Annotated in this window: 15 protein-coding genes and 3 tRNA genes; 10 read left to right on the top strand and 8 right to left on the bottom strand. The window is 49.4% G+C overall.

All coding sequences use genetic code 11. The features are described 5' to 3' along the window. Positions 1 to 43 precede the first annotated feature (43 nt). The 5 genes from B0I18_RS03715 to B0I18_RS03735 all read left to right on the top strand — a co-directional run bounded on the left by B0I18_RS03715 (position 44) and on the right by B0I18_RS03735 (position 2,300). Positions 44 to 616: a hypothetical protein gene (locus tag B0I18_RS03715; RefSeq protein ID WP_106521293.1), complete on the top strand. Its 573-nt coding sequence runs from the start codon at positions 44 to 46 to the stop codon at positions 614 to 616. A gap of 198 nt (positions 617 to 814) precedes the next feature. Beyond that, positions 815 to 1,018, top strand: a complete 204-nt coding sequence (locus tag B0I18_RS03720) for a class I lanthipeptide (RefSeq protein WP_106521294.1) — start codon at positions 815 to 817, stop codon at positions 1,016 to 1,018. A 209-nt stretch (positions 1,019 to 1,227) separates the two neighbouring features. Then, positions 1,228 to 1,452 (top strand): class I lanthipeptide, encoded by a 225-nt coding sequence (locus tag B0I18_RS03725; RefSeq protein ID WP_106521295.1) that lies wholly within the window; start codon positions 1,228 to 1,230, stop codon positions 1,450 to 1,452. A gap of 195 nt (positions 1,453 to 1,647) precedes the next feature. After that, positions 1,648 to 1,872, top strand: coding sequence for a class I lanthipeptide (locus B0I18_RS03730; protein WP_106521296.1), 225 nt, complete (start codon positions 1,648 to 1,650; stop codon positions 1,870 to 1,872). 191 nt (positions 1,873 to 2,063) lie between these two features. Next, complete coding sequence (locus tag B0I18_RS03735; RefSeq protein ID WP_106521297.1) at positions 2,064 to 2,300, top strand: class I lanthipeptide; 237 nt, start codon at positions 2,064 to 2,066, stop codon at positions 2,298 to 2,300. An 80-nt stretch (positions 2,301 to 2,380) separates the two neighbouring features. Here the strand turns inward: B0I18_RS03735 and B0I18_RS03740 are convergent, their stop codons facing one another. From B0I18_RS03740 to mqnC, 7 genes are all read right to left on the bottom strand, one after another. Beyond that, on the bottom strand, positions 2,381 to 3,415 hold the full coding sequence (locus B0I18_RS03740) for a glycosyltransferase family protein (protein ID WP_106521298.1): 1,035 nt from the start codon (positions 3,413 to 3,415) through the stop codon (positions 2,381 to 2,383). 39 nt (positions 3,416 to 3,454) lie between these two features. Beyond that, a complete protein-coding gene (locus B0I18_RS03745) occupies positions 3,455 to 4,297 on the bottom strand; it encodes a UDP-2,3-diacylglucosamine diphosphatase (protein ID WP_106521299.1) in 843 nt (280 codons plus the stop codon). 223 nt (positions 4,298 to 4,520) lie between these two features. Then, entirely contained in the window at positions 4,521 to 5,228 is a 708-nt protein-coding gene (locus B0I18_RS03750) for a porin family protein (protein WP_106521300.1), read from the bottom strand. Between the two features lie 84 nt (positions 5,229 to 5,312). Continuing rightward, complete coding sequence (locus B0I18_RS03755; protein WP_106522039.1) at positions 5,313 to 6,455, bottom strand: methionine aminotransferase; 1,143 nt, start codon at positions 6,453 to 6,455, stop codon at positions 5,313 to 5,315. A gap of 50 nt (positions 6,456 to 6,505) precedes the next feature. Then, positions 6,506 to 6,856, bottom strand: a complete 351-nt coding sequence (locus B0I18_RS03760) for a hypothetical protein (protein WP_106521301.1) — start codon at positions 6,854 to 6,856, stop codon at positions 6,506 to 6,508. 77 nt (positions 6,857 to 6,933) lie between these two features. Further along, a complete protein-coding gene (locus B0I18_RS03765; protein WP_106521302.1) occupies positions 6,934 to 7,899 on the bottom strand; it encodes an AAA family ATPase in 966 nt (321 codons plus the stop codon). A 145-nt stretch (positions 7,900 to 8,044) separates the two neighbouring features. Continuing rightward, positions 8,045 to 9,166 (bottom strand): cyclic dehypoxanthinyl futalosine synthase, encoded by a 1,122-nt coding sequence (gene mqnC, locus B0I18_RS03770; protein WP_106522040.1) that lies wholly within the window; start codon positions 9,164 to 9,166, stop codon positions 8,045 to 8,047. A 797-nt stretch (positions 9,167 to 9,963) separates the two neighbouring features. On the opposite strand from mqnC, the gene B0I18_RS03780 reads away from it, so the two are divergent. The 5 genes from B0I18_RS03780 to B0I18_RS03800 all read left to right on the top strand — a co-directional run bounded on the left by B0I18_RS03780 (position 9,964) and on the right by B0I18_RS03800 (position 12,233). Beyond that, entirely contained in the window at positions 9,964 to 10,944 is a 981-nt protein-coding gene (locus B0I18_RS03780; protein ID WP_106521304.1) for an RNA ligase (ATP), read from the top strand. A gap of 81 nt (positions 10,945 to 11,025) precedes the next feature. Next, positions 11,026 to 11,110 (top strand) — tRNA-Ser (locus B0I18_RS03785). 251 nt (positions 11,111 to 11,361) lie between these two features. Continuing rightward, a tRNA-Ser gene (locus tag B0I18_RS03790) sits at positions 11,362 to 11,446 on the top strand. Positions 11,447 to 11,607: 161 nt separating this feature from the next. Further along, a tRNA-Ser gene (locus B0I18_RS03795) sits at positions 11,608 to 11,692 on the top strand. Positions 11,693 to 11,744: 52 nt separating this feature from the next. Continuing rightward, a complete protein-coding gene (locus B0I18_RS03800) occupies positions 11,745 to 12,233 on the top strand; it encodes a ribonuclease H-like YkuK family protein (RefSeq protein ID WP_106521305.1) in 489 nt (162 codons plus the stop codon). A 50-nt stretch (positions 12,234 to 12,283) separates the two neighbouring features. Here the strand turns inward: B0I18_RS03800 and B0I18_RS03805 are convergent, their stop codons facing one another. Further along, positions 12,284 to 13,708 (bottom strand): MATE family efflux transporter, encoded by a 1,425-nt coding sequence (locus tag B0I18_RS03805; RefSeq protein WP_106521306.1) that lies wholly within the window; start codon positions 13,706 to 13,708, stop codon positions 12,284 to 12,286. Positions 13,709 to 13,880 lie beyond the last annotated feature (172 nt).

Raw genomic sequence — 13,880 nt, forward strand, 5'->3', positions numbered from 1 at the left:
AGCCGTTTTTTAATTATTTATCCATCTTATTTAAAACAACACAATGAAAAAAATAACATCCCGTCTTGCTTTTATCGCTGCTATTGCCGGCATTATCACCATCAGCTCCTGCTCTAAAGACAAACCGACCCCTACGCCCGAACCGGCACAGGAAGAGTATGACGCTGCACGTATCCAGTTTATTGCCCTCGATGCCAGCGGTAACCAGACCACCGATACCACTACGGTGAACTTCGGTAAGGACGGCGTACCTTCTCCGTCGCACAGCCACCTGGCGCCCGGCGGCAAATACCGTACCCTGATCACCCTGTTCTACAAAGGCAATTCGATCAACCAGGAGATTATCGATGAAGGTACCGAGCATAAATTCTTCTTTATTCCTTCGGTAGCAGCCGGCGTTACCAATTTTGTGTATAACGACAAGGATAAAGACAATCGTGGTATCGGTCTCGATGGTACCATGACCATCGGCAGCGGCGAGTTCGATCTGAAGATCGTATTGCGCCATGCGCTCGATAAATCGAAACCGGAAGCGCAAGCCTGGAACAGTCCTAACTATACCGCAGCAGGTGGCGAAGACGACCTGAACGTAGCATTTGAAATACACGCAGAATAAGGCCAAGGCCTGAAATGCGAAAAGGGCACAACGGCTTATCCGTTTGTGCCCTTTTATGTTTTGTATGCATTCTGTTTTTTAAGAATAAGTATTATATTTGTATTGATTTAGATTATATGCATTAGTGCATGTGCCGAAAACTGTCCCGGGGCGTTAAAGACAGGGGCAGCTTATTCTTAATCTTAAATTTTACAAACCATGAAAAAGAAAAACATCACCCTGGACAAAAAACTGTTCTTTGGCAAAACGACGCTTGCCGAGCTAAACAAAGATGCAGCAGCCCAAATCGGTGGCGGCGCCGGTAATACCGGTACCGGTTGCGAATGTGTAGTAAAGACCTGTGGCATCATTGTATGCAGTGCTGTTACCTGTAATTTTACGTTGTCCCTTCCCTGCTGTTAAGGTAAGGCCGTATTGAAGACTGAGGGTAGAGGCGCATGCTTCCGCCCTCATTTTTTTGTGCGCGGGTTGAAATATATGTTGTTTTTGTTTATATTAAGCCTATATTTGTAAGGCTGTAAAAAAAGATACGATTACCCGGAAACGCTGAAAACTGTCCCATGGCGTTAAAGACAGGGGCAGGTTATTCTTAATCTTAAATTTTACAAACCATGAAAAAGAAAAACATCACCCTGAACAAAAAACTGTTCCTGGACAAAGCAACCCTCGTTGAACTGAACAAAGATGCTGCTGCGCAAATAGGCGGCGGTCAGGCCATCGGCGGCACCGTAAAACCACCATTGGGTACCGGTACAGGCTGCGCATGCGCCGTTAATACCTGTGGTATCGTTGTCTGCAGGGGTATGGATCCGAATTTCGATCTGGCGGCAGGCTGATTATAAGATAGTCTATATAAAAATGAGGGCAGGGACGCAGGTTCCTGCCTTTCTTTTTTTGAGATATATGTTGTTTTTGTTTATGTCAAACCCTATATTTGTAAGGCTGTAAAAAAGTTACTATTACCTGGAAACGCTGAAAACTGTCCCAGGGCGTTAAAGACAGGGACAAGTCAACCTAAAAAATTACCAATAATGAAAAAGAAGAACATCACCCTGAACAAAAAACTGTTCCTGACCAAGGAGACCATCGTTGAACTCAACAAAGACGCTATCGCCAATATCGGCGGCGGTAAAGAGATTGGTGGCACCCTTAAGCCACCTATTGGTACGGGTACCGGTTGCGAATGTGCAGTAAAGACCTGTGGTATTATTGCATGCCGGCCGCTCGACATCGATCTCAGCCTCGGAGCGCTCTGATTAAGATAAGCTTGTATAACAGGGCAGGAATGTATTATTCCTGCCCTGTGTCTTTTGTGAAATATAGGTTTGTTTTACATATCAAATCTTATATTTGTAGGGCTGTAAAAAAAGACAGGCTTACCTGTAAACGCTGAAAACTGCCCCAGGGCGTTAAAGACAGGGGCGGATCAACCTACAACTTACCAACAATGAAAAAGAAGAACATCACCCTGAACAAAAAACTGTTCCTGGCTAAAGAAACGATCGTAGAACTGAACAAAGATGCTACGGCTCATATCGCCGGCGGTAAGGCCATCGGCACCATTAAAGACTTGCAGAAAACACCGGTAGGTACCGGTACCGGTTGCGAATGCGCGGTAAACACCTGCGGTATCGTTGTGTGCAGCTATAACGGCACCTGCGATGCGGATGTAGCAGCGTTCTGATCAAGATAATATTGCATGAAAGCGCAAGGGCGGGAACTGGTGTTCCTGCCCTTGTTGTATGCGGTGTAATGGATTCCGGTTCAGGAGAACCCGGGAATGGGTTTATGAAAATTGTCTGCTGTTTTATTGATAAAGTCGCCGATCATTTTATGCACAGCTATGGCGGCGGTTTCTTTAGGAAAATGGACGTCTACCACCGTGCCGCTTTCGATCCACTGGTGTACCGCTTTAAAATTGGCTGCCGATAAAGAACTGATAAAGGGCACACCCAGTGTGGCAATGGCGGCGGCATTACATTGTTGCTCGTACTGGCGCTGCATGGGTACCACCATCAGTTTCTTTTTTAGGTACAGCGCTTCGGCCGGACCTTCGAAACCGGCTCCCAGCAAGGCTGCCGAGCAGCCGGCCAGGCTCTGCAGGAAAGCTTCGTTCTCGATCGGTGCGATGCTGATATTCTCAAACTGGAAGGCCTCCTTATTGTGTTTGGAGAATACCTGCCATTCCACTTTTTTGAAGCGGTGGAGGAAACGGATCAGGGCATTATCATCATAAGCGGGAAGGTATACCGTGTAGTGTTTGCCGTTTTCGGGTTGCAACTGCTGTACTTCCTTACGGATTACCGGGGGGAAAATATGATCGTCGAACCGCTTGAAATGAAAACCGTAATGCGTCTTGAAAGGCGCATAGTATTTCAGGATAAACCGTCCGAACCAGCCTTTGGATCTGGGTTTGGGCGCATCGGGATGTATTACCGCCGACTGGTGGCTGAGGGCGATACAGGGTACGCCTCTTAGTTTGGCGGCCCATGCCGATACCGGTTCAAAGTCGTTTACGACCAGGTCGTATTCCTTTATCGGGATGCGGAAGAGGTCCCTGAAAAAAGTAAGGGGGCGGAGTCTCTTAATCGTTTGCCAGAGCGATACGCCGCCATGTTTCCCGAAGATAAAGCTCAGGCCTTTGAGTCTATATTTTACGGGGAATGGAAGTTGTATATCGGCCTGGCAGCCGCTTACCAGGATGTCCACTTCCCCGTATTTCTGTAATTCCGGATAAATATCCCTTGCCCTGGTCAGATGTCCGTTACCAGTGCCTTGTATCGCATATAATATTTTCATGTAGTCGTGTGCTTAGGCAGTACGATGTAAATCCCGTTCCTATTTGGCAAGTTTCATTTCTGCCATCAGGCTGTTGAATAATTCTTTGTGACTTTCTTTCCTGATCTGTTTTTCATTCAGCGCTACTGCCTGCGCCACCGGGTCTTCGTTGTAGCGGTAGAGCTTCCACTCGCGGTTGTTGTATTCCAGCGCAGTAAGGTTTTCGATCCAGTCGCCGGAGTTGAGGTAGGAAACGGGCCCATGTTCGGTAACCATCGTTTTCATTACCGGTTCGTGGATGTGGCCGCAGATCACATACTTGTAATCGTTGGATGCAGCGATCTCACAAACCGTGGATTCGAACTTGTTGATAAAGGCAACGGCACTTTTTACACCGTTCTTGATCCGCTTGGAGAGCGATATTTTGCCCCTGCCCATTTTCTGAGCCAGGAAATTAACGAAGCGGTTAATGAGGATAAGGGTATCGTAACCCACGGCGCCCAGCCTGGCCAGCCATTTGGAGTGTTGCATCACCACATCGAATGCATCGCCATGGAAGATCCAGACCTTTTGCCCGTTTAGTTTTATCGATAATTTATTGCAGATGCGCAGCGAGCCCAGTTGGAACCCTTTGAACCGGCGCAACATTTCATCGTGGTTGCCGGGAATGTAATAAATGGGCACACCTTTAGCGATCAGGCCCACAAAATGTTTGACAACCATCATGTGGGAAGTGGGCCAATAGCGTTTGCTGAATTGCCAGATATCGATGATATCGCCGTTCAGGATCACCGCTTTGGGTTTGATGCTCTTCAGGTATTGCAGCAGCTCCTTCGCATGACAGCCATATGTGCCAAGATGGATATCCGATAATACGAGTAAGTCTATTTCTCTCTTTGCCATAAGTTCGATGCGCAGGCTGGTTTTGCAGGATCTTTATACCCCTATTCGCAAAGAGAAGATTTATATATTGCTTAATTATTAAATGAAAGTAAAGTAATTATTAAAAGTGGAGCTGTAATCCTCTGCCAGCTTGCTTTTGGGCGCATTATACAAAAAGTTGTGCCCGTCTCTTAAAGACGGGCACAGGTAAGGCTAAGCAAGGGTCAGTAAGTGTTTACTCCTATCAGAAGTTGTAGACCAGTGCAACGAAAATAGTGCTGAAGGCATCCTTGTTTTTATTGCTGGGCCAGGTAGGCGTATAACCGTCAAGCTTATCAGAGAATGCGAAGTTGTGCCGGTAACCTATATTGAGCGACAGTAGCGACTTGCTGTAGGCAGCCTGGCTCTTGTCGAGGTGGGCAAGCGGCAGGTTATACCCCAGTTCTACGGGCAATACGATCTGCATACCGTCTGCGTCGGTTACCAGACCGGCGCCGTTGGCCGTTGTAGCAAATGCTTCGGGCTTGCTGGATATAAAACCCAGGCCCACGCCGGCATACAGGCCGCCGAGGTAACGGGCTGCCATAGGCTCGGGCAACAGGCGCAGCGGGTATACGCGGCCGGTAAGGGCGCCATAGAAATAGTTGTTTTTAAACTCCATATTTGACACCTCCGCTTTGCTGCGGTCGCCGGCTTTTAAAGTACCGTACTGCAGGTCGAGGTTGATGCCCAGCCAGGGCAGCGGTGTGTATTGGATGCCCGCGCCGAATACCGGTGCGCTTTTGCTTTCTTTTACATCGGTAAAGGCAAAAGTCATACCGCCGCCTACAGATACGCCGAACACCGGTGCATATGCGGGTTTTGCTACTGCTGTATCGATAATGGTATCCTGTGCGGAGGCTGCCCCTGCCAGTAAGGAAAGGGCTGTGAATAAGGTAAGCGTTCTTTTCATATTGCGTTAGTTTGGGCGGCAAATTATTCCATTATTCCTCATTTTTAAAGAATAACAGATAGTTTTTTTGTAACCAATACTTTATCAAACCTGCTTCAGCCGGGCAACGGCGGCCTCCAGGGTGGCTTCCTGCTTGGCAAAACAGAAGCGTACCCGCCGGCTGTTGACCGGTTGGCTGCAAAACGAGCTTAGCGGTATGGTGGCAACGCCATGCTCGCGGGTAAGCCAGATGGCAAACTCCTTGTCCGGCAGGTCCGACAGCGCCGAATAGTCCATAACCTGGAAATAGCTGCCCTGTGCGGGTTGCAGCCAGGTAAACCGGGTTTGCGCCATCTCCTGCAGAAAATAATCCCGCTTCTTTTGCAGGAAGGAGGCGGTGGCCTGCAACTGGTCGAAGTCCTGCAGGTAACCGGCAATAGCCTGCTGCATGGGAGTATTCACACTAAAGGCGAGGTATTGGTGCATCTGCCGGAAGGCCTGGCTGAGTTCGGGCGGCGCTACCATATACCCGATCTTCCAGCCGGTGCTGTGCAGCGCCTTGCCGAAAGAATACGTAACGAAACTGCGGGCCCTGAGTTCGGGGTAGCGCAGTACCGATAAATGTTGTGCGCCGTCATAAACAAGATGTTCGTATACCTCGTCGGCGATAACATACAGGTTATGTTGTACCGCCAGCTCCTGCAGTTGCAGCAGGTCCTGCTCCTGTAAGGTACTGCCCGAGGGGTTATGCGGGTTGTTGACGATGATGGCTTTGGTACGGGGCGTTATGGCCGCTGCAATCTTGTCCCAGTCTATGCTGAAGTCGGCGGGGTCGAGGCTTACCGGTACCGGCACGCCGCCGCTGCTGATGATGTTGGGAATATAACTGTCGTAAGCAGGTTCGGGTACGATCACTTCATCGCCGGGTTGCAGCAGGGTACAGAACGCCGTGTAAATGGCATAGGTGGCGCCCGGGGTGATGGTGATCTCGGTATCCGGGTCGACCGTTACCTGCTGGAACCGGGCGATCTTGGCAGCCAGTACCTGGCGTAATGCAGGCAGGCCGGTCATCGGGGCATATTGGTTGTAACCCTGGTTAATGGCTTCGGCTACCAGGGCGCCGAGTTTCGGATCGATCGGAAAGTCGGGGAAACCCTGCGACAGGTTGATCGCAGCATGCTCCTGGGCAAGCGCACTCATTACCGTAAAGATGGTGGTGCCTGTAGATGGAAATTTAGGTTGCAACATAAGGTATAAAGAAAAGTGCCGCCTGTACAGCGGCAATAATAATACTGGGTTTAATCGATGTCGAAATACTCGAGTATATATTCCTTCAGCAGCATTTCCTGCGCGTTAAGGGCATGCTCGCTGGTCTCTACTTTTTTAAGCTCGCGGTAATGCGGCCAGCCTTCGTCGTCATAACCTTCCAGTACGTAATAACCGCCCTTGCTGAGCAGGGCGCATACGGCCACGTGCATCAGGTCCTGTTTCTGCTCCTTCGAAAATTTGATTTTGGGAATGCGTCCCTTGTATTCGTTGGCGCCGATCAGGAAAAGGATGGCTTCCATATTGGGTTTTTTACCGAAACGTTCTACGAGTTCGGCTTCCAGTATAATCCAGCGTTCAAATAATGATTTCTTCTGTTCCATGAGCTATATGCTTGTTTTGGCAAACGGCACCCCTGTACAGAGATGCCGTTTTAAAGTCTGTGCGGTAAGCGCTGTTATCAGAGCATACGCGTAATCAGATCGCTTAAGGCAATACCTTCAGCTTCTGCTTTATAACTGGCTACCACGCGGTGCATCAGTACCGGCAGCGCCATGGCTTTTACATCTTCAATATCGGGCGAAAACTTACCATGCAGCAAGGCATAACATTTTGCTGCCAGGATCAGGTTTTGCGAAGCGCGCGGACCAGCGCCCCAGGCCAGGTACTGGCGGGCCAGGCTGTCTTTGTCGTTGCTGCCGGGCCGCGTTTTCTGTACCAGGCGCACGGCGTATTCCAGTACATTATCCGGCACGGGTACCTTACGCACGAGTTGCTGGAAGTACAGGATATCTTCGGCGTGCAATACTTTGGGTAAGGCTACCTGTTGCGGGCTGGTGGTCTGGCGTACGATCTGTACCTCCTCCTCGAAGGCAGGGTAGTCTACGATAATCTGGAACATAAAACGGTCCAGCTGTGCCTCGGGCAAGGGGTAGGTGCCTTCCTGCTCGATGGGGTTCTGGGTGGCCAGCACAAAAAAGGGTGCAGGCAGTTTATATTCATCACCCGATGCCGTTACATTGCGCTCCTGCATGGCTTCCAGCAGGGCGGCCTGTGTTTTGGGCGGCGTACGGTTGATCTCATCGGCCAGCAGGATATTGGCAAAGATCGGGCCTTTTATAAATTTGAATTTCCGGTTTTCATCCAGGATCTCGGCGCCTGTAATATCACCGGGCATCAGGTCGGGTGTAAACTGGATCCGTTTGAAAGAGAGGTCCAGGGCGTCGGCCACGGTCTTTACCAACAGGGTTTTGGCAAGCCCCGGTACGCCTACCAGCAGGCTGTGCCCGTTACAAAGAATAGAAATGATCAGCTTTTCCACCACATCCATCTGTCCTACGATCACTTGTCCTACGGCCTGGCGCAATTCGTTATATTTCTGTTGCAGCGCTTTTACTGCTTCTACATCTGATGCGTAATTTACCATACTTCAAAATAAGTTCTTAATTGGGAAATCAGCAAATGTGAAATATGCCAATGTTCCTTACGGAAAACATTGGCATATCCCGGGGGTAAAACGGTAAGCACTTGTCTGCCAGCGGCTATTCGAAAAGGCTTTCCCCGTTAATTATTTAATAATCGATCACCTGCTCCTGGTGCTCCGGCATTTCGCGGAACTCGTATTGCTGGTTACGGAGCTGCGGTTCGAAACCGGCTTCCCGTATGGCATCCTGTATGCCCTGGGCCGTAAACCGGTGCGGTGCGCCCGCTGCGCTTACCACGTTCTCTTCGATCATAATGGAGCCGAAGTCGTTGGCGCCGGCATGCAGGCAAAGCTGGGCCGTTTGTTTACCCACCGTAAGCCAGCTGGCCTGTATGTTCTTTACATTGGGCAGCATAATACGGCTCATCGCGATCATACGGATATATTCTTCGGCCGTGGTATCGTTTTTGGCGCGGCGTATACGGCGCAGCAGGGTATCCACGTCCTGGAAGGTCCAGGGGATAAAGGCTACGAAGCCTTTGGCATCGGCAGGTTTTTTAGCCTGCACATCGCGCAGTTTTACCAGGTGCTCAAAGCGTTCCAGTATCGTTTCCACGTGGCCAAACATCATGGTGGCGCTGGTGGTAAGACCAATCTGGTGGGCTACTTCCATAATGTCGAGCCATTCCTGTGCACCGCATTTGCCTTTAGAGATCAGGCGGCGTACGCGGTCGTCGAGTATCTCGGCGCCGGGCCCGGGCATGCTGTCCATACCCGCTGCTTTAAGCGTCGTAAGGGCCTCGTGGTAGCTTACTTTGGATACTTTACAGATATGGGCTATTTCGGGCGGGCCGAGCGCATGCAATTTCAGGTTAGGATATAAGGCCTTCAGCTGTTTGAACAGGCCGGCATAATAATCCAGGCCCAGGTCGGGATGGTGCCCGCCCTGCAGCAGCAATTGCTCGCCGCCATAGCGGAAGGTTTCGTCGATCTTGCGCTTATAGGTTTCGATATCGGTCGTATACCCTTCGGCATGTCCGGGTATGCGGTAGAAGTTGCAAAACTTGCAATTGGCCGTACACACATTCGTGGTATTCATATTCCGGTCGATGATCCAGGTTACCTTATTGTACGGTACCTGTTTCTTCCGCAATTCGTTGGCGATATAAGACAACTCCGCCAGCGGCGCATTTTCAAAAAGAAATACGCCTTCTTCCGCCGACAAAAACTCAAAATTCAGCGCGCGTTGATATAGATTCGAAAGATCCATGGGGTATAATATCAGTTCGGTATAAAACACCCGGCAATGCCCGGTGTTCAAAACAAGGCAAAGTTAGCATAAATTGATGTTGGCTGTTATCATAGATTTTGATAGCAACCTTTGTTCCTGCCTTATTTTCGAGCGTCGCCACAGTGCATGTTCCGTTTTATTGTGGAAAAATGTAATCGCCTGTAATGCTTTGTGGAATTGTGTTCCAGTAATTAATGAATTCCCGGGGCTGCCTGTTTTTGAAAATATATTTTTTAGTTTGAAAATTTAGTGTATAACTTTGTCCCCGCAAAAAAAGCACGAAAATTAATTCGAGATGAAACAGGTGAATCAACATAACGCAGCATTTAAAAGCTTGAGTCCGGTTTGGGCTTATAGCGCGTGCGGGGCTGTTCCTGTTTTTATCTTCAGCAACTTTTAGTAGTAAAAAACTGATCATATGGAACGAGCCCCGCAATAAAAGCGGGGCTTTTTTTATGTTGCCCTTCCCGGGTTTCAACAAGGCAGTAAATTAAAATATTAAAGCAAAACATCCTATAACATGTCGCTGACCAACAAACATCATAATACAACATCCTGGTTTACGCTGCAAAGTAGCGCATTGCCGGTGGCGCCTTTTATGAAAAGTGCGGGCCAGGGTAGTTTTATGCTGTATGCATATATACGTAAAATCAAACGACTGAGTTGTTTTGTCTTGCAGGATTAACCTGCTTTCGAAAGAGATGAACCCCGCAGTCTGACCACTGCGGGGTTTTTTATGTTAACCCGATTCTTCTAAAACGAAAAGATTAAATATCATGAGAAAATTAGCATCGATCCAGCGGATAAGAAGCCTGGAGCGTATTGAAGGGGCCGACGTCATTGAAAAAGCCACCGTACTGGGCTGGCAACTTGTCGTTAAAAAAGAGGAGTTCAAGGTTGGTGAATTGTGCGTGTATATTGAAATAGACAGCGTGTTGCCGGAGACCGCGATGTTCGAATTCCTGAGGAGCAAGAACTTCAGGATAAAAACAATGAAGCTGCGGGGGCAGGTATCACAAGGTATCTGTTTCCCCTTGAGCATCCTGCCTGCTGGCACTGCTATCGAAGAGGGTATGGAGGTAACCGGCTTGCTGGGCATCAAAAAATTTGAACCCCTTATTCCATCATCGTTGTCCGGTTTAATGAAAGGAAATTTCCCTTCGTTTATTCCCAGGACTGATGAAACAAGGGTGCAACTTTTAGAAGAACTGTTGTTAGAACATGCCGGAAGGCCTTGTTACATCACGGAAAAACTGGATGGCACCTCAGCCACATATTTTGTAAAAGACGGGGAGTTCGGCGTATGCAGCCGCAATATGGAACTGCACCGGGAGGACCGGAACATATACTGGCAGATGGCCGATACGCTTGACCTGGAGCGGAAACTGAAGCGCCTGGGTGATAACATAGCTATCCAGGGTGAGCTTGTTGGGGAGCAAATCCAGGGGAATAAGCTAAAACTGCAAGGACAGCAATTGTTTGTTTTCAGTGTATTCCTGATCGATGAATACCGTTATGCATCTCTTTCCCGGATGAAAGAGCTGGCAGCGCAGATGGATGTACAGCTGGCGCCGGTATTGGATGAGGACTATGCCCTGGATGCCGGTATCCGCAATATCCTGGAAATGGCCGAACGCAACTCGGTACTCTGCCCAGAGGCAAAAGCCGAGGGTATTGTTATACGGGTTAAGGATGCAAAGGAGCATATTTCCTTTAAGGTGATCAGCAATACATTTTTACTCCAATACGATGAATAATAAAACGGGCATATAGCGGCAAATGGTCTGTCGCTGCCCGCTTTACAGGATGGCGCGGGTCAATATTTCTCAAAGTAACCCGGTAGATTACTCAAATGGTCAAGAGGGCAGTTTGCTAAACTGTTAGGGCCGCAAGGCTGCATTGGTTCGAATCCAATATCTACCGCAAAAAATAATCAACCCGAATAGCCCGGTATAATAGCCGGCTGTGTAAGAATATGAAAATTGCTCCAATACGATGAATAGTAAAACGGGCATATAGCGGCAAATGGCCTGCCGCTGCCCGCTTTACAGGATTGCAGGAAGAAGTCGTCTCTAACTTATGAGGTAAAGGGGCGCAAATGGATGCGGAGCACAGGCTTCAGGCGCCGGCGAGGACCCGCAATTAAGGCGGATCAATATTTCTCAAAGTAACCCGGTAGATTACTCAAATGGTCAAGAGGGCAGTTTGCTAAACTGTTAGGGCCGCAAGGCTGCATTGGTTCGAATCCAATATCTACCGCAAAAAATAATCAACCCGAATAGCCCGGTATAATAGCCGGCTGTGTAAGAATATGAAAATTGCTCCAATACGATGAATAATAAAACGGGCATATAGCGGCAAATGGCCTGTCGCTGCCCGCTTTACAGGATGGCGCGGGTCAATATTTCTCAAAGTAACCCGGTAGATTACTCAAATGGTCAAGAGGGCAGTTTGCTAAACTGTTAGGGCCGCAAGGCTGCATTGGTTCGAATCCAATATCTACCGCAAAAAATAATCACCCCGAATAGCCCGGTACAACAACCGGCTGTGTAAGAACATGAAAACAGAAATAACATCCTGGCGGCGGCTTGCCGGGCACCGGATCGAAATGCCGATCGAAGAAGAGATCCGCAGGGCAATCGTGCGCGAACATGCTGCAGGGCATAAGCTGAAAGCCTGCATTGGTACAGACAGCCAGGTTAAAGGCGGGGATATAGCAATAGCAACCGTTATCGTATTGTTGCGGCAAGGTTGCGGTGGCTTTATGTATATCCACAAAGAGGTTTTAAATAAAGAGATGCGTATCCGGGAGCGGATGCTGTACGAGGTATCGAAGAGTGTTTCGGTCGCTTACGCGTTATGTGGTTTGTTTACGGCACACGGCATTGCCATGGAGGTGCATGCAGACATCAATACCGACCCCTTATTTAAAAGTAATGCTGCACTGAAAGATGCCATGGGATACATTACCGGCATGGGCTTTACCTTCAAAGCCAAGCCCGATGCTTTTGCCAGTACCAGCTGTGCCAATAAAATCGTGCATTAAAAAAGGCAGCAGTACACTTACTGCTGCCTTTTGCTTATCGTGCAGAATACCTAAACTTTTATCTTTTTCCAGCGTCCTTTTTTAAACAGGATAAACGCTGCCACACTGATCGCCGTTTCGGCAACGGGGATGGCAATAAACACGCCTTCCGGCCCCATATCGATGTATTTGGCCAGGAACCAGGCCAGGGGCACCTGGAACAGCCAGAAGCCGCAAAGGTTTACCCAGGTGGGCGTCCAGGTATCGCCGGCGCCGTTAAAGGTATTGATCATCACCATGCCGATACCATAGAAGATATAACCGGCGCTCATGATGCGCAGGGCCTGCCGGCCCACGGCCTTGATGGCTTCGTCCTGGGTAAAGAACGATACCAGCCAGTTGCCGAAGAAGAAGAACAGCACAGTCACGAAGAGCATGAACACTACATTGTACCGCACCGTCTTCATTACCGACTCTTCGGCCCGGTCGATGCGCTCTGCACCCAGGTTCTGACCTACCAGGGTGGAGGCGGCATTGCTCATACCCCAGGCCGGCAACATAAAGAACATCATCAGGCGCAGCGCCGTCTGGTAACCGGCCGAACCGTTGTCGCCGCCGGTAGTGGCCACCAGCTGCGCCAGGAAGATCCAGCTGCAGGAAGCGATCACGAACTGGAAGATGCCGGGAGTGGCGATACCCACCAGCGATTTGATGACGGGGAACTCGGGTTTGAAATGACTGATCCGGATCTTGAGCTGGTGCTTGCCATAGAACAGGTGATAGGCCTGGTAAGCCACGCCGGTAGCCCTGCCTATGGTGGTGGCCATGGCTGCGCCGGTAAGTCCGAAGGCCGGTATAAAGCCGAAGCCGTTGATCAGCAGCGGACACAGCACGATGTTACAGATATTGGCCAGCCACAGGCTTTTCATGGCGATGGCTGCATTACCCGCACCGCGGAATATACCATTGATCAGGAATAACAACATGACCACGATGCTACCGCCCATAGTAATGCGGATAAAGGGCGTGCCCTTGGTTACCGTTTCGGGCGAAGCGCCCATGATCTTTAAAATCTCAGGGGAGTAATAAAGCCCGGCAAGGCTAAGCAGTACCGTTACGGCAGAAGCTACGATAATGGCCTGAACGCCTGCCTGGGCAGCCTTTTCGGGGTTTTTCTCACCGACACGCCGCGCTACCACCGCGGTGGCGGCCATACTCATGCCTATGGCGATAGAGTACATAATGGTCAGTACGGATTCGGTAAGACCCACGGTCTGGATGGCATGGCTGCTGTCTTCCAGGTGGCCTACAAAGTAGAGGTCCACCAGGGCGAATACAGACTCCATGATCATTTCAAGCATCATGGGTACAGCCAGCATAATGACGGCTTTGCGGATGCTGCCCTGGGTATAATCCATCTCTTCGCCGCGCAGGGCTTGTTTGAACAATGTAATATAGTTCGATGCTTTGGAAGCACCGTTAGTCGGATGGGACATAAAAGTGTAAAACGATTAGAATGAAAAATTGGGATACAGCGATACCATTTGGAACGGATCCATCAGGTATCAGGTGTCGGAGGAAATGGCCGCGTAGCTAGCGTACTACGATCTCGGCCCCGTAAATTTTCATCGTTCTGAGAGTTGAGGTTGCGAAGATATAAATAATCAG

The sequence above is a fragment of the Taibaiella chishuiensis genome, assembly GCF_003014535.1.
Lineage (GTDB): Bacteria > Bacteroidota > Bacteroidia > Chitinophagales > Chitinophagaceae > Taibaiella > Taibaiella chishuiensis.